General features: G+C 54.7%; 25 protein-coding genes and 2 pseudogenes. 8 read left to right on the forward strand and 19 right to left on the reverse strand.

Annotation, left to right across the window (positions count from 1 at the left end):
- Positions 1–309: 309 nt before the first annotated feature.
- Positions 310–354, forward strand: a pseudogene (locus ACFOFO_RS21495) (hypothetical protein); the annotation flags it as partial.
- A gap of 166 nt (positions 355–520) precedes the next feature.
- Here ACFOFO_RS21495 and ACFOFO_RS21500 read toward each other — a convergent pair.
- Positions 521–1,267 (reverse strand): acetoacetate decarboxylase, encoded by a 747-nt coding sequence (locus ACFOFO_RS21500; protein WP_390329129.1) that lies wholly within the window; start codon positions 1,265–1,267, stop codon positions 521–523.
- 116 nt (positions 1,268–1,383) lie between these two features.
- Here ACFOFO_RS21500 and ACFOFO_RS21505 point away from each other — a divergent pair, with 116 nt between their 5' ends.
- On the forward strand, positions 1,384–1,842 hold the full coding sequence (locus tag ACFOFO_RS21505) for a patatin-like phospholipase domain-containing protein (RefSeq protein ID WP_390329131.1): 459 nt from the start codon (positions 1,384–1,386) through the stop codon (positions 1,840–1,842).
- A 149-nt stretch (positions 1,843–1,991) separates the two neighbouring features.
- Here the strand turns inward: ACFOFO_RS21505 and ACFOFO_RS21510 are convergent, their stop codons facing one another.
- Complete coding sequence (locus ACFOFO_RS21510) at positions 1,992–2,561, reverse strand: DUF4337 family protein (protein ID WP_390332816.1); 570 nt, start codon at positions 2,559–2,561, stop codon at positions 1,992–1,994.
- A 1,017-nt stretch (positions 2,562–3,578) separates the two neighbouring features.
- A pseudogene (locus tag ACFOFO_RS21515) lies at positions 3,579–4,953 on the reverse strand (IS1380 family transposase).
- Between the two features lie 770 nt (positions 4,954–5,723).
- Between ACFOFO_RS21515 and ACFOFO_RS21520 the strand changes: the two are divergent.
- The gene (locus tag ACFOFO_RS21520; protein WP_390332819.1) at positions 5,724–8,342 is read left to right on the forward strand and encodes a bifunctional diguanylate cyclase/phosphodiesterase; all 2,619 of its coding nucleotides are present in this window, start codon (positions 5,724–5,726) and stop codon (positions 8,340–8,342) included.
- A gap of 215 nt (positions 8,343–8,557) precedes the next feature.
- Here ACFOFO_RS21520 and ACFOFO_RS21525 read toward each other — a convergent pair whose 3' ends face one another.
- From ACFOFO_RS21525 to ACFOFO_RS21535, 3 genes are all read right to left on the reverse strand, one after another.
- Positions 8,558–8,707 (reverse strand): CsbD family protein, encoded by a 150-nt coding sequence (locus ACFOFO_RS21525; RefSeq protein ID WP_390329140.1) that lies wholly within the window; start codon positions 8,705–8,707, stop codon positions 8,558–8,560.
- Positions 8,708–9,031: 324 nt separating this feature from the next.
- Entirely contained in the window at positions 9,032–9,148 is a 117-nt protein-coding gene (locus tag ACFOFO_RS21530; protein ID WP_390329447.1) for an entericidin A/B family lipoprotein, read from the reverse strand.
- Between the two features lie 248 nt (positions 9,149–9,396).
- Positions 9,397–9,519: a ChaB family protein gene (locus ACFOFO_RS21535; RefSeq protein ID WP_390329143.1), complete on the reverse strand. Its 123-nt coding sequence runs from the start codon at positions 9,517–9,519 to the stop codon at positions 9,397–9,399.
- An 872-nt stretch (positions 9,520–10,391) separates the two neighbouring features.
- Here ACFOFO_RS21535 and ACFOFO_RS21540 point away from each other — a divergent pair.
- Together ACFOFO_RS21540 and ACFOFO_RS21545 are read left to right on the forward strand one after the other, a co-directional pair.
- Positions 10,392–10,616 (forward strand): DUF4113 domain-containing protein, encoded by a 225-nt coding sequence (locus ACFOFO_RS21540; RefSeq protein ID WP_390332834.1) that lies wholly within the window; start codon positions 10,392–10,394, stop codon positions 10,614–10,616.
- Between the two features lie 154 nt (positions 10,617–10,770).
- Positions 10,771–11,184, forward strand: a complete 414-nt coding sequence (locus ACFOFO_RS21545) for a hypothetical protein (protein WP_390329147.1) — start codon at positions 10,771–10,773, stop codon at positions 11,182–11,184.
- 212 nt (positions 11,185–11,396) lie between these two features.
- Here ACFOFO_RS21545 and ACFOFO_RS21550 read toward each other — a convergent pair whose 3' ends face one another.
- Both ACFOFO_RS21550 and ACFOFO_RS21555 read right to left on the reverse strand, forming a co-directional pair.
- Complete coding sequence (locus ACFOFO_RS21550; RefSeq protein ID WP_390332821.1) at positions 11,397–11,633, reverse strand: DUF3331 domain-containing protein; 237 nt, start codon at positions 11,631–11,633, stop codon at positions 11,397–11,399.
- Between the two features lie 177 nt (positions 11,634–11,810).
- A complete protein-coding gene (locus tag ACFOFO_RS21555) occupies positions 11,811–12,041 on the reverse strand; it encodes a hypothetical protein (protein ID WP_390329153.1) in 231 nt (76 codons plus the stop codon).
- Between ACFOFO_RS21555 and ACFOFO_RS21560 the strand changes: the two genes are divergently transcribed.
- On the forward strand, positions 11,995–12,093 hold the full coding sequence (locus tag ACFOFO_RS21560; RefSeq protein WP_390329449.1) for a hypothetical protein: 99 nt from the start codon (positions 11,995–11,997) through the stop codon (positions 12,091–12,093). The two genes, ACFOFO_RS21555 and ACFOFO_RS21560, sit on opposite strands and share 47 nt — an antisense overlap.
- A 142-nt stretch (positions 12,094–12,235) precedes the next feature.
- Entirely contained in the window at positions 12,236–12,637 is a 402-nt protein-coding gene (locus ACFOFO_RS21565) for an integration host factor subunit alpha (RefSeq protein WP_390332824.1), read from the forward strand.
- Positions 12,638–13,197: 560 nt separating this feature from the next.
- Here ACFOFO_RS21565 and ACFOFO_RS21570 read toward each other — a convergent pair.
- The 11 genes from ACFOFO_RS21570 to ACFOFO_RS21620 form a co-directional block, all read right to left on the reverse strand.
- Positions 13,198–13,701: an AsmA-like C-terminal region-containing protein gene (locus ACFOFO_RS21570; RefSeq protein ID WP_390332826.1), complete on the reverse strand. Its 504-nt coding sequence runs from the start codon at positions 13,699–13,701 to the stop codon at positions 13,198–13,200.
- 33 nt (positions 13,702–13,734) lie between these two features.
- Positions 13,735–15,075, reverse strand: a complete 1,341-nt coding sequence (locus tag ACFOFO_RS21575) for an IS5 family transposase (protein ID WP_390332829.1) — start codon at positions 15,073–15,075, stop codon at positions 13,735–13,737.
- Positions 15,076–15,352: 277 nt separating this feature from the next.
- Positions 15,353–15,985, reverse strand: coding sequence for a cation diffusion facilitator family transporter (locus tag ACFOFO_RS21580; RefSeq protein ID WP_390329162.1), 633 nt, complete (start codon positions 15,983–15,985; stop codon positions 15,353–15,355).
- The gene (locus ACFOFO_RS21585; RefSeq protein WP_390329163.1) at positions 15,975–16,304 is read right to left on the reverse strand and encodes a cation diffusion facilitator family transporter; all 330 of its coding nucleotides are present in this window, start codon (positions 16,302–16,304) and stop codon (positions 15,975–15,977) included. Before ACFOFO_RS21585 ends, ACFOFO_RS21580 begins: the two co-directional genes overlap by 11 nt.
- 580 nt (positions 16,305–16,884) lie before the next feature.
- Positions 16,885–17,187, reverse strand: a complete 303-nt coding sequence (locus ACFOFO_RS21590; RefSeq protein ID WP_390329166.1) for an HU family DNA-binding protein — start codon at positions 17,185–17,187, stop codon at positions 16,885–16,887.
- Positions 17,188–17,493: 306 nt separating this feature from the next.
- The gene (locus ACFOFO_RS21595; RefSeq protein WP_390329168.1) at positions 17,494–17,796 is read right to left on the reverse strand and encodes a DUF6582 domain-containing protein; all 303 of its coding nucleotides are present in this window, start codon (positions 17,794–17,796) and stop codon (positions 17,494–17,496) included.
- A gap of 182 nt (positions 17,797–17,978) precedes the next feature.
- Entirely contained in the window at positions 17,979–18,491 is a 513-nt protein-coding gene (locus tag ACFOFO_RS21600) for a hypothetical protein (protein WP_390329171.1), read from the reverse strand.
- 274 nt (positions 18,492–18,765) lie between these two features.
- Complete coding sequence (locus ACFOFO_RS21605; RefSeq protein ID WP_390332830.1) at positions 18,766–19,944, reverse strand: extracellular catalytic domain type 1 short-chain-length polyhydroxyalkanoate depolymerase; 1,179 nt, start codon at positions 19,942–19,944, stop codon at positions 18,766–18,768.
- A 20-nt stretch (positions 19,945–19,964) separates the two neighbouring features.
- On the reverse strand, positions 19,965–20,393 hold the full coding sequence (locus ACFOFO_RS21610) for a CopG family transcriptional regulator (RefSeq protein WP_390329177.1): 429 nt from the start codon (positions 20,391–20,393) through the stop codon (positions 19,965–19,967).
- A gap of 157 nt (positions 20,394–20,550) precedes the next feature.
- Positions 20,551–21,171, reverse strand: coding sequence for a GH36-type glycosyl hydrolase domain-containing protein (locus tag ACFOFO_RS21615; RefSeq protein WP_390329179.1), 621 nt, complete (start codon positions 21,169–21,171; stop codon positions 20,551–20,553).
- Positions 21,126–21,452: a GH36-type glycosyl hydrolase domain-containing protein gene (locus tag ACFOFO_RS21620; protein WP_390329451.1), complete on the reverse strand. Its 327-nt coding sequence runs from the start codon at positions 21,450–21,452 to the stop codon at positions 21,126–21,128. Before ACFOFO_RS21620 ends, ACFOFO_RS21615 begins: the two co-directional genes overlap by 46 nt.
- Before the next feature lie 204 nt (positions 21,453–21,656).
- On the opposite strand from ACFOFO_RS21620, the gene ACFOFO_RS21625 reads away from it, so the two are divergent.
- The coding region (locus ACFOFO_RS21625) for a transketolase-like TK C-terminal-containing protein (protein ID WP_390332832.1) at positions 21,657–22,230 on the forward strand (574 nt) is incomplete at its 3' end.

Raw genomic sequence — 22,230 nt, forward strand, 5'->3', positions numbered from 1 at the left:
TTCGGCGGCTCTGGCGATCGTGCTTTGGCCCATCTGGTTGCTCCTTATTGTTGATCGGACCGCGGAATCACTTTCAATCCGCAGATACGCAAACTATTTACACGCCCCGATGCGTCTCGATCCATTCGCGCAACCCATTGTTCATCCTGGCCCGCCCCCTTCGTCGGCGCTCTTGAGCGCCTCGACCACATCGGCGTCGTTTCCGCCCGACGACGCTGTCTTCAAACGTGAGTTCGACGATCGGGCTGATGATCTGGATCCACTGCGACCGAGATTGCGACACAGGGCGGCGCCGCAATGGGCGTTGCGATGGACGTTACCAACGAAGAGCAGGTCGATCAAGGCATTGCGACTGCTGTCACTGCTTACTCCGGCATAGATATTCTCATCAGCAATGCGGCATCAAGTCCGCAATCACGACCTTGGCGCCTTCGTGCGCCTATTCGCATGCCATTTCCTTGCCAATGCCGCTGGCGGCGCCGGTGATCCCGTGCCTTTACTTGAGTAACATGCAATTCCTTTATTTTCGAGTGGCAAGATAATCGTGAGCGACCGTGCCCAATGGCAAAGTAAGGTCTGCAAGCACATGCACCGCCGACAAAATTTCCAGCACCGGCAGGTCCGCAATGGGCGCGAGCGCGTGGGGATTGAGTTCCAAGGCCCCGGGCCCGCTCCACGCGCCCTTGATCGTGATTTCGGACAAGCTATATTGCACCAGTTCACAGATGCGCGGCGTGCCATCGACATGCGGAATGATTTTCAACAGGAAGCTGGGCGTTCCCATCGATTTTTTGACCGCCTCGCGATCGAGCGTTTTATGCTTGTAGCCCATGGTCCCGGTTGCAATCCGGTAGTCACTGTAATCCAGCGTGCCAATCAGCGTGTCTTTATGCACGCGCAACTCCGGCTCACCCAGTTTTTTCGGAAAGCCCCATAACTCGCGGCCGGCTGCAATCGGTGGATGATCGTTCAGATACATGCTGTGGACGTATCCGCCTGCCACGCCATCCAGGGTCACCGGAATCACCTGTCCGGCTTCGCAGTAATGGCCGAAGCCGGTCGAATCGGGCATGTTGATGAATTCGAATTTGACAATCGGCTCCACCAGTTTGAGCGGCGCCGGAATCAGCTTTTGCAGTTGATCCGGGTCGGTGCGGTAGGTGATGATGAGATATTCGCGGTCGACAAACCGGTATGGTCCGGGAGGAAACGCGGGGTTATGAAACGGCATTGCAAATGCATTGCGACGGATCTCATCTTCAGTCATGTTTTTCCTTTTTTAACGAGTAAGCTAACGGTCTGTCGGGTGCAGGGTCACTTCGCGCATGATTGCCACCGGCCACGGCGCTCGCCGGCGTATTGAATTTCCCGAAAGAGGACCCTATGGATAACCGACAAACCGTGCTGGTGCTGCATGGGGGCAGAGCTCTCGACGCAAATCAAGCCGGAATTTATGAAGAACTGTCAGCACAGAATACACACATCGACTGGGTGGTAGGAACGCCGATCGGCGCGATCAATGGCGCCATTATCGCCGGAAATCCGCCGCAGCATCGCGTCCGCAAATTGCACGAATTTTGCGACCTGGTCGGACAAACGGCGCCGTTCCTCTTTTCATTCGCAATGTTTGGCGCCTTTTTTCGCCGACTTGAAAATTCCGGACGTACGATGGAGACGGTCATCAACGGAATACCCGGGTTTCCCTGTTCGCCTCAGCGTCGACTCCCCCCGCATCGTGACGCCGCCAAGCCCAGCTGCGGATGCGTTATCCGCATCGCGGTCACTTCTGCACGGTCCCGGACAGCAGGATGCGAACGCCGGTCGCTGCTTTCAATCGGCTAGGTCTTTAATCACCGTCACGATACCTGAAAAGTGGAAGCGCGCGGTACTAGCGACGAGAGAGTTTCTTGCGGCGCCAACCAACCCAACCTAACGCCAGTCATGGCGCTTCCTTGTGAGCCGTAGAGCTAAATTCTGCGTCGGTCATAAAATCAAAAGAAGGCGGTCATCGCCGTGACAATCCCGATTGCTGCCGCGGCCACAGAGCCCCAAAGCAGCCACCGCCGTTTGGTCAACACGGTAATGGCTGCCAGTGCAATTGCTATCTGGATAAACGTCAATGCGAGAGCCAAGCGCTCATGGGGTTTAAGCTTTGCTTCGGATTCTTCTCCCAGTTTGCGGGATTCTGCCTGCAGCTTTTGGGCCTCGGCCTGAACTTCAGCTTTCTCTTTTTCCTCTTTTGCCTTGTCGGCCAAAAACCGTGCTTTGATTTCCGGTGAATTGGATAAGGCAGCGGCTGCATCGTCAAGGTGGCCCTTTATCGATTTCGCTTGGTAGAACGCCCACTGATCCGAAGCTTCCGCTTGTTTCAATATGCTTTGGTTTTTGAGGAACATCGCTTCGTTCTGCGCACTCCCGCTTTGGTAGCTGATTAACGCACCGATAGTGGCAAGAACAGCGGTCATCAATGCAATTTTTTGCGTTAATCCATCCCGCTTTTTTTCAACAGCTTCTTCAAACTCATGTTCGTGCGGACTTGGCACTTCGTATTCTTCTTCCATGGGGCGGCCTCTAAAAAGCGGGAAATCGGAGCGCACGGCAGTAACAGCAAAGAATATCATGCACCGTGCGCCACACCCCGGGGTCATCGCCGGCCCATGTCTCAAATGACGTTCGATGGATGGAATGCCAAAAAAAAGGCTCCTTTTTCGGAGCCATTTTTTCAGTCATGCGGAGTACAGATGATATCCGCTGTGAATCTCATCGGAGCGCATGTGTGACGGCTATTAACTGCATGCCTTGCCATGGTCAGCGCGGTAGCCTTCGATTTGGCATCGGTTTCGGTCCTGTCTGCGCCAGCCTTGGTTTTGCCGTAATACCTGGTGTTTTGGCAATGATAAACTTTGCTGCCGGTGTTCACCCAAACCTGCCCCCTATAGCTCGGAGGCTAGTTTTTCAGCACGCGCCACAGTGAGGCCTTTACCTGTATATAATTTACGGCAAGTCAAGGCAAGGCTGGCGGAGCTTCACCTGATAACGCAGCTGCACCAATGATCACCCCAAGCAAAACGAGGGATTCCAGGCGGAGAATGAAAACAAGGCGATGCATCGCGACAGGTAACGGCATTGCCCTCGAATCTGGCGTTACTACTGCGGGAAAGCCAATAAATCGGTTAAACGCGCCAGCAAAAGCAATCTCGGGGACGCGAAAGCAGCGTAATCGCCATGCCGCGCGCCCGAGTCGGGTATGTGTTTGGCGCGCTGGTCCAAATGGGTCGCAAGCAGGTGCTATGTATGGGAATAGGACGCGCCCACGTTTGCATTGAACCTAGATACAATTTAAAGATGCCACCGGCAAAGAAAAGAGCCCGCAGCGTTTCCGGCGCGGGCCCTAGCCTGAATGTTTCATGAACTGACATTACGACCGAAATTTGCTCGCAATGTCGGATTTCCGGGCCACCTAAAAATGGTTGGGCGAAACTTCCCCTACCCAAGCGAAATCGGGATGTTGGCAAGCGGGTTGGGTAGTGAAATTGACGGGCGGGAGGTCGATTCTCGGCGGACCGGACGAAATCAAGTCAGGAAGAGTTGACGATGTTTGCGGGTATAGAGACGAACAGCCGTTCGGCAAGCGTATACAGTAAATTTTTTACTGTGCAGGCGCTGGGCAGATGCAGCGTGATGCGCTGTTTGCTTTGCCGAACCTGGACTGCAATCTTGAACAGCTTGGCGATGACCGTCGAAGGTTGTGCTTGCGACAGCGCGGTATGCATCAACGCCTGGGTGCGCAGTTGTTGATGCAGGACGTAGGCGGCGGCATGCAGCAGCAGGCGCATGCAATTGGCAAGGAAACTGGTGCACGAAGTACGATCGGCGGCCAGATCTGTCTTCAAATGCTTGATGAAATTTTCGGCCTGTCCACGGGCGCAATAAATTTCTTCATACAGCATGCCGGCATCGAGTCCGACCAGCGAGGTCACCACGAAGCGTGGATTCTCGCCCAGCGCCATCACCTCGGCCTTGAGCAGCACGCGCCAGGTCCTGGACCACGAAGCTGCTGCATAGTCAAACTCATCAAACAGGCGCACCGCATCGGGCACCACGTCCTGAGTCTGCACGTCGGCCCACAACTGGCAGGCGCGTTGCTTGGCCGACTCGGCCAGCACTTGCAGTCTTTTATTGCCAGGAAGCCCGAAGATGAAGTCGGTATTGGGCATGGCGTCGATCATCGCCATCATTTCCGGGCCGCTGAAATGGCCGTCGCCGCGCACCAGAATGTGCGTGGCGGGAAACTGGCGGCGAATCAACGTGAGCACGCGGCGCATGATCATGGCGTTCTCGGCGCCCGTTGGTCGTTTGCCAGGGCGCAGTACGGCCGCCACCAATGCGCCCGACTGGCCGTCGAAGATCATCAGCGGCACGTGCTTTGATAGAAATGATTGTAAAACGCCAGCGGCTGCTGTCCGTAGGCCGCGTCTTCCGAATGGTCCAGGTCGAGCACGATGTTCTTTGGCGCGCTGGCAAAGCCGGCGACGAATTGTTCAACGAGAGCCTGACTGAACCGGTAAATATCCTTGCTGCTGGCCGCGTGTTCGAAGCGCGACATCGTCGCCGCCGAGGCCAGCGCAGTGCCGGCATCGAACGGCAAACGGCCGGCGCCAAGCTTGAACATCGGATCGTGGCGCAAGCTATTGGAATCGTTGCCATCTTCGTAGCCGCAGCCGATTTGGTAGATCCGCTGCGTCAGCAGATCGCACGAGAATGGGTAATGTAGCTGGCGTGCCGGGTATCGACCACGGCGGCATTGATGCGCTCGGTCAATCCGATCTGGCGATCAATGCCACGTAACAGCAAAGGTCCAAGGTCGGAAGACAAGCCGCCGCCGGCAAAATCGGCGTGGATGGTATGGCCTGGAATTGATGCAAACCGGAGCTGTTCTGGCGTAGAATTCATGTCGGGCAAGGTTCTGCTCGTGTTGATGAGTGTGTTTCTAGATAACTCACATTTTATCAATCACTTACGGCATTCTTGCCCTTTTTTATGCAAAATTCAGGCTAGATGCGTTTCGTTCAATTAGTTGCGCGACCCCGTTACAATCCGAAGCATTGTCAGCAACATATTCAGGATATCCAGGTACAGGCCAATGGCACTGACATAGGCCAGCCTCGAACTCAGCGCCGGTGTCGGGTAAACAATGCTGAAAACATCGTCGTCATTGACCTTACAGATGAAGACTACAATCAGTTGGTTATCGAGGTAGAAAATCCTGATAGCGTCATCAGTCTGCTATCCAACGAGTCCCACTAACTGCCTCATGCCTAACCCAACTTCAACATAGACGGCGCGAAAACGAGAAACAGTGGCCTACCTTGTCACCAAGTGGTAATCATCCAATAGTATCTTTCCATCTATCCGATTTCTTCCACACGTTGAAATCGGATTTGCTCGCAGCCTAGTCGCTGTGCCGAGCTCTACCGTAGCTGGCGGTCGGGAAATATTCTAGCACCAATAACCGAAGACGCAGTGGGCACGACTTTCCTCAATCTAAATGAGGGGTCAATCTACTCGTGCATTAAACGCAGCGGACAACTGTGCTGTCGACGCGTTACACTTCTTGCATGTCGCCGTTAAATGGGATAGCCCAGACATTTCATAATGTGTTCGTCCGCCTACAAGCTTCCCGCACGAATTTACATTTTCTGTACGGAAATTATAGGCTAGTCTTGCTTTGGCCAATCGCTGCAATCGTGATTGGCGCTATCGTCTGGCAATTGGTCGTCTTGAATCTGCATCACGATAAATTACTACTAGAAAAACAGACGCGAGATAAGGCTGAAGCATTAGCCAATAGTTACGCCTTCCATCTGGCGCCAACTTTGGAGGAGATTGACCAGATTGCCTTGCATGTTCGATACGATTGGCAACTTTCTGAGGGGCGGCTAAGCCTGGAGCAGGCTAAAAGAGCCGGGCTGTTTCCGCCATCATCCATCTTTTATGTTGCCGTCATTGACCGCAACGGCATGCCCGTCACTGGTACTTTGCCGACGCATGGCAGCGTCTCTTTGGGCGACAGAGAATATTTTCTCTTTCAAAAAACAGCGACCCAAGACCTGTTGTATATCGGCCCTCCTGTAATCGGCAGGATATCGGAAAGGAGCACTATTCTTTTCTCCCGCAGGATATTCAAACCGGATGGCAGTTTTGATGGCGTCGTACTCGTGTCTGTGTCACCGAGTTACTTTACCGCCGACTATAACGACTCAGCCCTCGGGATAAATGGTTTTGTAGGGGTTGTTGGTGACGACCATGTCATCCGTGCCACACGCACCGGCCAGACGGTCCATCCTCCAACCGCCCAAGCCCTGATTTCCGCCCCCCTGTTCGCACCGCCAGCACAGGGAAGCGCTCTCCTGGATGGCAACGAATGGTTTGCGGACAAACGCAGTCGGTACGTTGGCTGGCGCGCCGTTAACGGGTATCCGCTGACGGCAGTGGTTGGCCTTGACACCGAAGCAGTGCTGGCACCGCTGCGCCAACACGAGGCGCAAGTGCTCAGCAACTCAGTTTGGGCGACGTCGGCTCTGGCATTCTTCACCCTCATCGCCACCGCGCTTTCGTTGCGCCTGGCATGGCGCAAGCACAATATGGAACTGATGCAGAGCACCTACCGGATGGCGACGGAAGGCGGTAATGAAGGATTCTACATCGCCCGTCCGATACGGCTGGACGACGGCTCGATTCCCGACTTCGAAGTCATCGATTGCAACCATCGAGGGGCAGAGTTTGTTCGGCACCGGCGCGAAGAGTTAATCGGCAAAACCATCTTGGCTCTTTATGCGGGAGCCAATCCCGACCGCTTGATTAGAATATTGCACGAGGCGATGCAAACGGGTGCTTTCGAGGGTGAAGTTGAGGTGCCAAGTGAAAGCCCTGTTGCGACACGCTGGGTGCATTTGAAGATTTTACGCTCAGGCGACGATTTGGCTTTGACGTTGCGCGATATTAGTGACACCAAGGCGCATGTTGCCGATTTGGAGCGGCGTGGAAATGAAGATACGCTGACCGGTCTTCCCAATCGCCATTGGGTTCAACACTATCTTCCCAGGGCCATCGAACATGCCGCCGCAAACCACCTAATGCTGGCGATTCTGTTTATCGACCTGGACGGATTTAAGGCGGTCAACGATAGGATGGGCCATGCTGCGGGAGATGATGTATTGCGCAGCGCCGCCCGGCGCATCAAGGATGCAGTCCGACCTCACGACTGCGTTGTACGGCTCGGTGGCGACGAATTCGTCGTCATTCTAGAAACGCTCACCCATGCCACGGACGCTGCCCATGTCGCCGAACGCATTCTGTACGGGTTTCAGGATGCGTTCCGTCTCACCGCGGGAATACATTCTCTGGGTGCCTCGATTGGCATCAGCGTATTTCCGGACGATGGTACGGATGTCGACACTTTGCTGCAGAATGCGGATATCGCCATGTACTCGGTAAAGACGAGCAGGAAGCGAAACTACCGATTTTATGACCAACGATTCTATGAATCCTTGCGAAGTCGCCTGGAGCAAGAAGCTGAGCTGCGACTAGCCATCGAACGGGACCAGTTCGTGATGTACTACCAGCCGCGCATCGATATCTCCACCGGGATGACATCCAGCATGGAGGCACTGGTGCGCTGGGCTCACCCAACGAAGGGACTGATAAGTCCAGCGGATTTTATCCCGTTGGCAGAGGAGACCGATGTCATCCTAAGTTTAGGTGAGATGGTCATCGATAAAGTATGTGCTCAGCTCGCAGACTGGGAAAAGGCAGGAAAAGAGCCGGTTCCAGTGTCAATCAACGTGTCGTCCCGCCAATTTAATGAAACGGACATTGCAAAAATTCTGTCCGCTTCGCTCACACGTCACAAGATTGATGCGAGGCTGATTGAAATCGAACTCACTGAATCGTCAATGATGGGCGACAGTCAAGAGGTTGCGCGGGCACTCACTGCCATCCGACGAATGGGCATCAAGCTACTGGTCGACGACTTTGGCACCGGCTATTCGTCGCTCGCCCAGCTACAACGGCTCGACTTTGACTTGCTGAAAGTCGACCAGGCTTTTACGGCACGGCTTGAAAAGACAAAGGAAGGAAGCGTGTTTTTCCTCGCCATTATCACGATGGCACACGCCCTTGGAATGCGAGTCGTTGCCGAAGGTGTCGAAACTGAAGCCCAGGCCGAGATACTAAAGGCCCTTCAATGTGACGAACTCCAGGGATTCTATATATCGATGCCTCTTGCTCCATCAGATATGGAGCCTTTCCCGTTACGGCGGTCGCTTCCATTGACGGCGTAGCCTCTTTTTTCCGGAATGCCCGCACGCCTTGAAAATACCGCGACCGATTCGGCTAACACCCACGCCATCAGTGCTGCGAAATAAAGCCGATAATCGGCTCGTGAGCGGCATTGCGCTTCACCGGGTACCCTTGCTCATGTCGAGCGAGTCGACGTGCCGTTTGAACGCTGGCGATGACGATACAAAAAGACCGGACGCGCGCAGCAAAGAAAAAATTAACCTCGAAATTGACCAGCTTTGGGAACTGAATCAGCTTCCTCCTTGCCTATGCCATAGGACTTCTGAATTTTTCCGGCAAACTGATCACGTGTGCCGGCAATTTCATCGACCTGGACATTCTTCAGCTTGCTCCATTGCAGCGGCACTTTTCCTTTGAACTGTTTCTAGTTACCTTCAATTCGACCCATTTCATGATGCGATCCGCGCTGTCTATTCAGTCAGTTAAAGAATCATTGCGGTGCCAAAATGCCACGCAACATGCCTATCAATCGATTCGTCCCGAAGAATAAAAATTTAAGCTATTTCGTCGATCAAATGTTTTGACACGCTAATGGAAATTTTGACGAAAGAAATCACAACCATAATGTAATGGCGTCAAATACGTTGGCCAACAACTCCGCTGGCATGTGTGCATGACATGATGTTTCGTCGCCACAACATCTTACCTGCGGAGTGTCACACGTTCGCAGTCATTTTGCCTTTTCTGCCGCGCCCTGAACTTTCTCCCCACCTTTTTCAATATCTTTCCCAGCACCTTGGAAGGTGTTGCAGCCCGCAATAACACCAAACAAGACAAACATTGCCATGATGTTTCTCAACATGATCTGACCTCCTGAGAAATGCACAGCAGACTGGATATTTTGCGTTCACATTCTTGTTGATCAGGTTCCTGATCAACATTGACGGCCTATCAATGGCTGCAATTGTCCCGCCCGCCCGTGCCTTATTTCGCTCCCACTTCCTGCTTTCTTCATCCTTGTAATAGCTGCGTTTGACCGCAGCCCATGCCACTTTGTGTGCAGTTTTTTCCTCTCTCGTAGCACCACCTTTCCGGTTATTCTTGTTGGGGATATTCTTTCCACGCGATGTTGAAGGCTTCCTGATAAATATCCTGCACGCGGGCGGGCAAATTGTTACGTACACTTTCCGGTAACTCTTTCACAGAACCGTAGGACATAGTTTTCTGTCCGGACCACAGGTAGTTTTCAGGAAGAGCTTGTTATCGACCGATTTCACATCACCGACCGACTGCGCGATTTGCCCGGCACGATCCGTATTCTAAGGATAGTCTAAACTCAGCGTTACCACCCCATTTTGCAGTGTCAACATTGATTTGTATTGATTTGTATTGATTTGTATGCGTCCGGTGAGGTACGTATCGACGAACGCGGCAATAGAATCATCTTAATCGGGATAGGGGGACACCTCACGATGTCCCTGTGCCTGATGAAACTGAAACGACGAACCGATTCCGCGCGGTCCGCAAGAATCCCAACATCGTCAGGGGTGGCTAAACCGAACCGCATTACCGGTATCGAAGACCTCGCCGGACGTGGGTTACGGCGGCGTCATCCGATAGTTGTGCGACGCGATGTAACGCCGCTTCCGCCCAAGTCATGATGTGCCGTCACTTCGAACGCATTGAGAAGAAAATCGAGCGCAAGAAAATCGATGGCAACTTTGAGTTGTTACGGCAGAAGAATAACGTGGCGGAGTGACGCTCGCCCCGTGCGCCTCTTGTTCAGGGCACTTCTTTCAACGCCGACCTCTTCCCTCCGACCCCATTACCGCCTTTGGTTGTTGGAACCTGCAACCGTAACCGGGTTCCCCGTCGGGCATCTGAAATTACCCACATTTTATGTGGACAGCATTGTGGATAACTGACGCTGACAGCGGACAAAGCTATTGCCAGTAAGGCATGCGAGGGGGTGCCAAAATTAATGGCAGGAATATGAAAGGCCAATTTTTGTTGCTTGCTTGAGCTTGAGCGGCTTCCCGTCGCTCCTGCCGACGTCCGCAGCGGACGACGCGGCTGAGCGCCAGTCGCTGATGGGCACGATGGACCTGCTGAATGCCAAGTATGGTCACGGGACCCTGAAGCAATCGCGCGACGGATTACGCCGGTGGTGGGAAATGAAAGCAGACAGAAAATCACAGGCTTACACGACCAGCTGGGATGAAATTGCGTTGTTGATGTCGCCGAGCACCCGAAAGGTAAGACCAGCTGGAAAGACCTTGCAGCAGGCTCACTCTCCCGAGGGGCCCGTAGTGTAAGAAACAATGCCACGAGAAAATCAACTTGCAACTGCAGTACAGAGCTTTCACATGCCCGATTGCATCGGTGTCACTCTCTGAGAGACACAACACAGCCGTTCTACAAAAATGACGTAACATCCTCATTCGTTCAGCTCCAACGAAGGAAGCCGTCATGTCGCCAATCAAGCCCTATACAGTTAAAAGTACGCCTATCAACCTCAAGGACCCTGAATATGACAAATATCGTCCGTTTGGCGGATATGACGAAGTGAAGAAGGCTTACACGCCACTCCGTTTTGCAGAGATAAGTGACGAGCTTGAAGGCTCGGGCACCCAGGTCAACTACCCACTCGATTCCATCACGCTTGCAATGGAAGCTGGCATTTTCAAAGACAGCGACACGTTCGTCGCCAAGGCATTTGCCACGACAGAAGATGCTGCAGAATTCGTTGAAGCTCTACGGGGCCACGAATACTACTGGTTGAACGAACGGCATTTTTATGCATTTTCACATGCGCTTAACTGTGACGAGTCGCAAATGCGGACGTACCCAGAAATAGCTGATTTGATAGCAAACGAGATTTGAACGTCGCGTCAATGCGCCAAGAAATAATCCAGATAGGCATCACGTTCGGCCGTAGCCATGGCACCGTGCGAGTTTTGAAAATGATGACTTGGTTTTTCATTGTCTAAGCCACAGTGATTTGCATTGGTGACAGGCGTCTTCGTGGCTTGCGAGGCACTCATACCGGTTCTGTCGCGTCAATTGTGAAAATATAGAATATGAACGAGCGTGTGTCAGGGTAGCTGGACTGCCTCGGCCCGGATGCATTTGCTGCGATTGAGCGGCTGCCCGACGGGGCTATAGACATGATCGCCGCGCCGGATTTTTTCTCCGCTCAACGCACAGGTGGTCGCGTTGGGTGCTTTGCGCAGCGTCCAAAGCTGCTCGGTATAGTTGCACCGGGCAGGTTCGCGCCAGGACAGGAGTAATTTTCGTTCAGAAGGCTTTTCCAGAAATTGAATGATAATCATGATAGGGGCGTATAGGGTGTTCGGAATGCCGCAAAACTCCAGTCTCAGATATGCAGTGTCCGTTTGCGTTTTGCAAGAGCGAGGGTCTGGTTTCACACTTCCAGGCTATTTTTCGCGTCAGGATGACGGATTTGGCCTGCATTGCAAATGCTTCCACGGGCTGCAATTGGGAATTGTCTATGTTAATCTATTGGCTTTTTCTGCCAAGGTCATTTTACGAAAAAGCGTGACCTGATTGCAGAATTCGCGAAGCGCACAAAATTGCCCGCTGCCGCCGGTAACGATGCCGTGAGCACGCTCATTGCCATCATCACCGAACGCCTGAAAAAAGGCGATCACAGGTCTCGGGACATTCTCCGTCATCAAGCGCGCCGCGTGCAAGGCGCAAACGGCAACCGGGGCAGCCATCAAGATTGCAGCATCTAAATCGCCGAGGTGTTCCGCTGGTGTGACGCAGTAAGCTATGCATGGATCACGCCTAGTCTCCGCTGGTGTTGACCATGATGTGTTGGCGCCGATCCAATTTTCGATTCAGGCGCCGGAATTTCATTGACGCCGGGTCGGCCGGAGGAATTTCACCGCCAAGGTTGGGAGCAAGAACGATGAATGACGTGAATTCAGCAGAATTGCACTCTGTTTTGAGCGCGGACCTCAACCGCGTCGTGCTTGAGGTGCAAGCGCGATCAAAAGCTGAGAAAGAACTCCCCGCTTTGACCAGGGCGGAACTGGCTGAGCTGCTGTTCGAGCAAGTTGGCTTGAACAAGCGCGAAGCCATGGATATGGTCGAAACCTTTTTCGATGAAATTCGCAATGCCCTGGAACGGGGCGAGGCGGTCAAGCTTTCCGGCTTCGGCAATTTTCAATTGCGTGACAAACCGCCACGACCAGGCCGCAATCCGAAGACCGGCGAAGCAATCCCGATTGCCGCGCGCCGTGTCGTAACTTTCCACGCGAGCCAAAAACTCAAGGGTCTTGCTGCCAGTCCAGAATTGATAGTCATCTAGCATTCTCCCCTTGGCTAGAGCCAAGAGATAAAGTTAAGGTACGAACCCACTCTTATCAAACGAGAACAGCATGTTATTTTGCGGCATAAACATCCATTTGTTCCGCGTCGCGTTAAATTAGGCTCGCCACACCACCCTATTCAAGGGTAAATAATGGAGCGCGTCCCAGCCTATTTTCGGTAGGGCACGAGCGCCATCTATCGCGGAACGATGAGCGGTGAACTACCCCAGATTTGCCGCCGGTGCTCGTCAATGCAAGTTTTCGCGTTCTCTCAAAAAATCACGTGTATTCGATGTTCTGCGGCCGCCGGTTGGCATCGTCGCTGGGGCGGCCGACCCGCAAACGCTCCTGCATGCCCGATGATACGCGGGGGTACGCCTTGAACGGGCGACCTCGCCTTCGATCGGGTGAATTCGCTCATGCCGGCAAACTGATGGCGCGCAAGCGAAAAACGACTTTACGACTCTTTGCTTCAGATTTAAGCGCCAACTTGCTCCGAAAATTGCGTATCGTTAAAATCAAGGAAATGCGCCGCTTCGGTTGGGTATTTCACTGCCTGTCACTGCGCCCCCAGTTGCGGTCTTGCCATTCTGCGCGCGGTTTTACCTGGTATAGGCGCTTTGGGCTTCTGTTTGGCCTCGGCCAGCAAGCGGGCGCAATCCGTATGCTGGTCAGGGCTGCCGACATTCACCAAGGGCACCAATGCTGCTACAGGTGCCAGGGCACCGAGCGCAATCGCGCCACCAGCCTTCAACGCCAGCGCACCCTTCTCCACCCCTACATCAGGATTTTTAAAACTGCCAGCAACATACAACGGCGATCTGAAGGAAATTATGCGCAGACCCTTGCTCTTCGGTATGATATTTAGCGCCAGCAATTCTTTGGTCAGATCAATATGACCCCCGATATTGATGATTGCATCCTCGGTATCCAGCACGAAAGTGCGGGTCTGCATGATGCCATTGACGATAGCAAAGTCACCTACGAGGCAATTCAGTTTTACCTGATTGTCGCCAAAAAGTTTTTCAGAAACGCGCGACAGCTTCCGATGGCGCGGCGCCAAAGGTGCGCGCTAGTGCCGGGTGTCAGAAATTGTTCAGGAGAGCACGATGACCGCTGCTGATGGCGAGCATCTCGAACGAGATATCAGCAGCCGCAGAATTTCGACGTAAAAAAGCCGGAGCTTTCTCATAATGAGGCGCAGGTTGTGGCCGGCACCGCATAGCACGGCGTGCATTGCATCGCCGAGCGCGCCCTTGAGCCAGTTCCTGCCCAGTTTGCCATCGGCCTTCATGTGCCCAATCGTCGGTTCGATCGCGCTTCGCCGCTTGATCATCGTCTTCAGTCCGCGCGTGACGCCACGTTTCTGCCCGGATTTCCAGACCTGCACGCCGTCAATTTCGACGCCACGGTAGCCTTTGTCAACGAAGGCCATTTCAGGTTTGACATCAGAGAGAATCTCCGCTTGTTCCAGCGCCTCGTACAGCGTGTGCCCGTCGTAAGGATTGCCAGGCATCGAGCGCGCGCCAACGACCAGGCCTTCTTTGAGCGTCGTCACGATCGACACCTTCACGCCGAATTCGTATGGCGTTCTGGCCTTGCCCTTGCTGATGCACTCGACCTCCGGTGCATGCAGCGCATACAGTTTGTTCTTGTCCTTCGGTTTCTGCGCCAGAATTCGCTTTGTGCGACTGAGCAGCTCTTTCAGTTTGGCGCGCGCATGTTCAGGCACCTTGTCGATCTGCCGCTCAACGTCCCGATGCACTCGGCCCACGCGCGTGCGCAAGGTGCGCAGCACACTCTTCATCCGCTTGAGCTGGCGCGCTTGTGCATAGCGCCCGATCTGCATCGCCAGCCGCGGCGCCTCGCGGTTGTAGTTTTGCCGCAGTGTCAGGCCGCATTCCTGGGCCGCCTTGACCAGATGTTCGCGCGAGCGTTCCAACAACCTCGAATCGGTCGGATGCGCGATCGCCTTTTCCATCACGGTGGTGTCCACGATGACTTTCTTCGCGCTCGCGTCCTTGATCACCGCAGCCCGCTTGGCCGCCTTGATGGTCTGGGCCAGCAGTTCTTCCATCCAGGCTTTGCCAAGGCGCTTGCGCCAGCGTGTCAGGCTCGACGGGTCGATCGGCGGTTCCTTCTGCAGATACGTCTCGCCCGTAAACACTTGCCAGTATGGGTTCTCGACCCAACCCCACACCACCTCTTCATCGGACAAATCGTAGGCATGCTTCAGGTAAAGCAGGCCGGCGATAAGGCGCGGACGCGTTGCGGGGCGCCCGCGCTTGGATCGGAACGCATCGGATGCCGCCTGATCAATCGCATTCCAGTCGATCAGCATGGCCAGTTTGAGCAATGGGTGACGCTGATTCAGATGCTCCATCAACGGATAGCCAAACCGTTGTCTGGACTTCGGAATTTCAGGCTTTGGACCCACAAAAACCTCGTCGAAATTTGCAAGGAAATGAATAGAAATATTTCATATTGCTGCAAATTTAGCAAGGGTTTTTACCCTTCAAACCCGCACCAGCACTGGCTTTCAGGCACACTCGAAGGTCGTCGTGCAGTTCTGAGCGAAGAATGAGAACGCATCGCGCGGCGGCAAAGCAAAGTCGGGCAATTAGCATCGAGGCAGCCCAGGGGATCTTGACCACGATGGGGGGGGAAATACGCTCAGGGAAATCAGGATAGGTCAGGAGAGTCGCAGATACTAATTATCTGCCGTCATGCTGTTTCGCTTCCTTGAACCGGCACGACGTCTGTGGTTTGATGAATAAGACAATGACCGCCGGATGGCTGGCGCGGACACGTCGCTCCAACTCGACAACGCGGGCCTCGATGTCGGGCGACCGGAGTTCATCTGCAAATTCCACACTGAGCGCCACCAGAATTTGGTGTGGCGCCAGATGCACCGTGAGGGCCTCATTCGCGTGTACCACGCCTTCAATTTCTTCCGCGATTTTTAAGATCGAGTCAAGCGTGCTCTGGTGCGCGCGTTCGCCAATGAGCAGACCTTTGGTTTCTCGCGCTAACACCAATGCAGTCATCGCGAGCACCAGGCCGATCAGAATCGAGGCGGTCCCGTCGAGCACAGGAAGATTCAAGTTTACCGAGAAATAGATGCCGACGAACGCGATCAAAAGTCCGATCAGGGCCGCGCTATCCTCCAACAGCACGATGAACGAAGGCGGGTCCTTGCTGTGCCGGATCGCCTTGAAGAGGTCGGAATAACGCTTTTCGCCTTTGAACTTGCGTATTGTGAACCACCATGAAGTGCCTTCGAATAGCGCCGAGAGGCCGAGCACGATATAACCGACGCGAACGTTTTGAATCGGCTCAGGATCCAAGATATGTGTAACGCCTTGGTAGATGGATACTCCCGCCCCCTAGCATAAAGATCAGGAGCGCGACCACGAAGCTCCAGAAATAAATTTCCCTGCCATATCCGAGGGGATGATCGCGATCAGGACGGGTCGCTCCGCGATGCATACCATACAGAAGCAGTAGTTCGTTTCCGCTATCGACAGCAGAATGAATGCCTTCACTGAGCATGGCAGAACTGCCGGTCCAGGCTGCCGCAACGAACTTGGTAAGTGCTACCAGTAAGTTGCCGGCGAGCGCAAGGTAGAGGATCGTTCGGGAGGACTTGTCTGGATGAAGGGGCATTATGCATCCATGGAAGTGCCGGCCCTGGCATAGCCGACAGGGTTCAATACAGGTGGTAATAAAACCCGACTAATACGGGTGGCAATAAAACACGACCATGGCATCACTCCTCACCGTCACCGCCCGCCCTGTTTCCCGACGGCATTCTTCCCTTGCAGATTTTTGCGCCGCCGTCGCCGCACGTGCTCCTGAACGCGACTTATTCCTTCAGTGGCGACTGCGCCAATAGTATCACTCGCCTTTTTAGGCGGCCTGGCCGCAAACACGGGCGGAGCAAAACCCTTTCTGGCATGAGGCGCGTGACATTCTGGCGTGCATTGGCAATGGGCGTGACGTCGAGCGTCGATGCCGTGTTTGATGCGGCAATATAAGCAATCTCATTTCGGGAGTCTTGTCAACGGACAGGGGAATCGGCTTCGGTACGCCGGTGGCCGTGGAAAGTGACAGCACTTTTCGGATCGCGTCCCTAAGGGCAGAATCTACATTCTTGCCGTACTAATTCAAGGTGCAGGTCGCCTAAGCGCGATGCCCATCGTTTTTCTTGATAGTCCACTCCGTTGCGCCCTCTCACGCTCGCACGTCACTTCACCGCTCTGCGCTTCGCTGCCTTCGCGTCGACAGCATCCCTGAAGCCTGCGCCTGGCACGAACTTCGGGACTTTTCGGGCCGGAATCTTGATTTTCGTGCCCTTACTTGGGTTGAATCCTGCACGCGCGGCGCGGCTAACCTGCCTGAAAGTTCCGAAGCCAACGATAGCAACCGTATCGCCTTTCTTGACGGTCGCAACAATGGTCTCAGTGATAGTCGCAATGATGCGCGCGGCCTCAGCTTTCGACAGCTCATGTTTGGTTGCAATCTTTTCAGCGAGTTCTAAACGATTCATGTAAGACCTTAAAGGAAAGCGTCGCCCGAGGCCACGGAAATGGCTGGATGCATGAAATGCAATGCCAGAGCCAGCATTTGGGTTCATCCGCTTTTCAAAGACCGCAGTCTACCCGAATGCCTTGATGACTACACTTAATGCGACAGAACTATCGATCGTTGCCAGCACCGCTTGTAGTTCTTAGACAGCGATTGCGACAGAACTATCGATCGTTGCCAGCACCGCTTGTAGTTCTTAGACAGCGATTGCGACAGGCTCACGACCGACCAAGACCGGGCGGATCATCCGATTACAATCCAATGAAGCCTATTTGTGCGCCGGATTTTTAGTATGAGGCTTTTTACCAAGATCCTTCCAGTTCGTTTCCGCAATTTCGACCCCGAAGTGCTTTGCTGCTGTCTTAATATTTTCGAACGCGACATCTCGTTCTGCGTCAGATAGGTCATCTACCTGATCGAACCGCGCCAGCGCGTTCTTGACATGTGAGGCATCGGTCATAGGCTGTTTGCGCTGCTTCGGAAATGCAAATGCGCTCTCAGGTAAATGGTCCCGGTCCTTGCTGCTTAACTCGCCATGTTGTGCATGCGGCTTCCATGTTGTCTGGGTCATGTCACCTCTCCTGGTTTAGGGTCAGTTCAGTTCATGTCAGTGTCTGTCGCATCAAATTTTTTTGACCTTTACGACATACGATATGTGGGATAGTTAGCGTCCATTGACACTATCTATTTTAGTCAATTTTTGAGTCTTTTAATTAATGCGACACCCATTTTTGGCCGCACTGTACCTGCGGATTACCTGCGCGCTTTACTTTCTGCGTCGAGGGACAGAAATTTAGCCCCAATTACAAACCACTCTTCGTTTGATATGACCCGTTTCGCTAGTGGCCACAACTCCTCTTCTTCTTTGGTTAATCGCTGAAGCACGTTATTGCAATAGAGTTCGATGGACGAATACAATGCTTTTACTTCAATCACGCCTTGATTGAACCCTTGCTGGACCCATTCCCTGACTGATCCGAGAATACGCAGCCCGATGGCACTTAACGATTCCAGCTCGGCCAGCAAAGAATCGGCTTCTTTTGTTGCTTTCTGGATCGCGGGAATCACGTAAACCTCGACTTTACGTCGATGACAAGATACATCCAGTTGGGCAAGCTGGCTGACGACCGATTCAAGAATCACCCGGTCAAGGCGCCGCTTGTCCGCGCAGCTATCCTGAAATAATTGTCGGGCGGTTGATAAGAGGTTGTGCACCCTCTTTTGCTCCGCTGAAAGACTGAGCAGAGCGTAAGTCGTTGTTAGCATTTTGTCTCCTTCATGCACGTCACCCCTATATTGGGGAGTTCATAGAATCAGATGGAATCAGAACAACCGTGGGGGACACGGTTGAGACGAGGGCGGAAGTATAAGAAGGAAAAATTCAGAGCACAAGACACTTCGGCGCGCAATTAGCTGCGGCTGCATGAAATGCCACACAAACGATTCCTTTGTGGAAACATTTATGCTGAGACCATCCATCCTTCCCAATCACGCAAAAACGGCAATCGGGCCGCCGGCTCGTGGCAGCCCGATATCACATTCAACTCGCCGACTTCGACTGCGTCGAAAAAAAGCGCATCATTTCTTGAGAAGCGTCAGGTCCCTTGCCATCGGTATAACTGCCGCGGCTGCTACCGCCGAACCAGGCGTGACCCGCACCATGCACCAGCCACTGCTCGGCCACCACCTTGCCGTCGGCATCTTCGTGCACCGTTTGCGTATAAGGGTGGCCGGCCCCGGCTTGCCCTTTCTTTATCTGCGCCGCAGCATGCTGCGGCATGGATTGCGTCATGATGTGATCACCGTTGCGCGGATGGACAATCTTGTCGCGGTCGCCGTGGAACACGATGATCGGTATCGCTTTCAGGCGCGCGTTTGCGGCCGGTGCGCCGGCGCCTTTCATAGCTGCCAAGGCCGACGGCAAGTCATTCGCCGCTGCATATGGCAAGCCGGAGTGGATGCCGACCGCGGCGTAAAGCTCGGGATAGCTGGTGCCCATGATAACAGCCATCGCACCGCCTGCCGACAGGCCGGCGATGTAGATCTGCGTCGCATCCACGTGATGCGTCTTGATGATCTCCTGTGTCATCCCTGCGATGATGGATGGCTCGCCTTGGCCGCGCTGCTGATCGACAGCGTTGAACCAGTTCCAGCACTTCGATCCGTTGGCCGACTGTGCCTGCGCCGGATACAGGACCAGGCAGGGCTTTTCCTCGGCGATCGCATTCAACCGGGTGCCGGCGGCGAAGTCATCCGGATTCTGCGTGCAGCCGTGCAGCATGACCACCAGCGGCAGCGACTGACCGTGATAGGCGGTCGGGACGTATAGCTTGTAAGCGCGGGTGCCGGCATGATTGGTGAAGGAGCCGGCCAGAAATGTTCCCGGAGCGAGCGCACTGCCATCCTCTTGCACATCGAATTGCGGCGCGAAGGCCGGCATCTCGAAGCGCGCTCCATCCATCGGCGCGTGAATGCCGAGCCTGGCCAGCAAGTCCGGCACAAACCCGCTGGCCGCGCCTGTATTGTCGCCTTTCGCGTCCGGCGCCGGATTGATGTCGCGCATAGCGCGCGGCGCGGAAGCGTTGCCGGCCCGCGCGCCTGCCGGCATCAGCTCCCGCAGCGTCTGCTGAATTTTTTCGGTCGCGGCGCCGACGCCGTTTTTTTGCAGCAGGGAAGCCGCTTCGCGCATTACCGCGAACATTTTTTCATTCATCTTCATTGGGTATTCCTTTTTCGCAGTTAGCGGATGCGCCCTGCGAGGGCGCTTTTGACGGCGGGACTGGCATGCAAGGCGCCAAGAACAACCAGCGATTCGATCGTCGCGAGAGCCAGTTCCGGTGACACGTCGGCGCCGATGCTGGCCAGGCCCAAAACCTGGATCTGCAGTTTCTGCCCCGCCCTCTGCACCGCTTCCAGATCGGCGCGCGAATAATGCTGCAGTCCGAGCACCAGGCTCTTGCGGGCGATTGTCTGGCGGACCACTTCGGAATGCGTGGTCAGCTGGTTTCGGATCGCTGTGCGAATCAGATCGGTTCGGTTGGAGTAAAAACCTTCCTGCACGAGCAGGTCGATTTGTCCGAGATCGACGAGTCCCAGATTGATCGTGATTTTCTCGGTTTCGCTTACTTTCGGACGAATTTCATGCACACTCATATTGGCCTTTACCATCCATCAGACATCCAATTGACATCTGTATGGATGGTATTATAAGACGGAAACGGCGATTGTCAAGGCGAAATGCTGCCACAGACGCACCACCTTCATGGATCATGCCGAGCTGCATCTTGAACCTCGTTGCTTAATGGACCATGCAACGGTACCCGCTTTAGATCCAGACCTCGACCGAATGTGCGTGGCGGTCATCGACCAGCGGAATGGCCGGGCCGGGCCGCTCGATACCATCGATTGTCAATCTCGCGTTGCCGTCCGTGGTGTGCGGCAGCACGGTAATGTGGTAATCCGTTTTCCGATAGCGGTAGATCACTTCGAATGACTTCCAGTCGGCAGGCACGCACGGCGCAAAATGCAATTGCTCTGCTTCGAGTCTCAGGCCCAGGAGTGATTCGACGATGAATTGGTACATCCAGCCGGCCGAGCCGGTGTACCACGTCCAACCGCCGCGTCCGACGTGCGGCGCAAGTGCATAGACATCCGACGCCAGCACGTAAGGCTCCGTCTTATAAACCGCAATCGCATCCACCGACGCGGCACGATTGATCGGATTGATCATCTTGCACAGTTGCCAGGCTCGCTCGGCGTTGCCCAAGGCAGCAAACGCCATCGCGGCCCAGACCGCCGCGTGGGTGTATTGGCCGCCATTCTCGCGCACGCCGCGCAGATACCCTTTGATGTAACCGGGATTGGGTTCGAACTGGCCGAACGGCGGATCGAGCAATTGGATCAATGCCCCCTCGCGGCGCACGAGTTCCCTGTCGACAGCGTCCATTGCTTGGCGCGCGCGCTGCGCATCGCCCGCGCCAGCGGCAGCCACAGGTAATCATCCGAACAATGGGTGCGCACTCCCCGTCCCGCCGGCGGATGCCACCAGTGCTGGACGTCGCCTTCGGGAAACTGGCGCGACGCACAGCGCAGCAGATGCTCGCGCACCAGCGCCGGCGCGGCGTGGACAAGCGACCTCACGTCTTGAAGCTGATCGCGGAAGCCGAATGCGCCGCTCGCTTGATAGAACGCAGTGCGCCCCCATAACCGGCACGCCAGGATCTGGATGGATGAAACGCTTTCACGGCGTTGCGCGGTATCTGGAAAACTATCTCGGCTGGCGCCGAATGCTCGAGTATTTTGGGCAAAGCATTCATGCCATGGGCGTAATCATGAACGGCATGGCCGCGCATGGCGGAGCCGTGCCGTTCGGCGCGACATTCCTGGTTTTCTCCGATTACATGCGTCCGTCGGATCCGCCTTGCCGCGCTGATGGGCCTGCATGTGGTCTACGCTTTTACCCACGACAGCATTGCACTGGGCGAGGACGGCTCCACGCATCAACCGGTGGAGCAGCTTGCCAGCTTGCGCGCGGTGCCACGCCTGGTCGTGGTTCGCCCCGCCGATGCCAACGAAACCGCTAGCGCCTGGCGCGTTGCGGTGGAAACATGCGACCGACCGGTGGCACTGGTGTTGACGCGGCAGAATGTCCGCACTCTCGACCGTACACAATTTGCTGCCGCCGACGGATTGCAGCGCGGTGCATACATCCTGGCCGATGCTCCGAACAGTAAACCTGAACTGATCCTGATCGCCAGTGGCTCGGAAGTCGCACTGATCGTCGCAGCGCAGCAACAACTGCTGACGCAGAACATCCAGGCGCGCATTGTCTCGATGCCGAGCTGGGAGATGTTCGATGGCCAGTCGCAGGAATACCGCGGCATGGTGTTGCCGCCGGCAATTGGCGCAAGGCTCGCGGTCGAAGCGGGCGTGGCACAAGGCTGGCATCGCTATGTTGGCGACCGTGGCGATGTAATCGCGGTGGATCATTTCGGCGCGTCGGCGG

This window comes from Pseudundibacterium arcticum (assembly GCF_042646465.1).
Classification (GTDB): domain Bacteria; phylum Pseudomonadota; class Gammaproteobacteria; order Burkholderiales; family Burkholderiaceae_D; genus Undibacterium_A; species Undibacterium_A arcticum.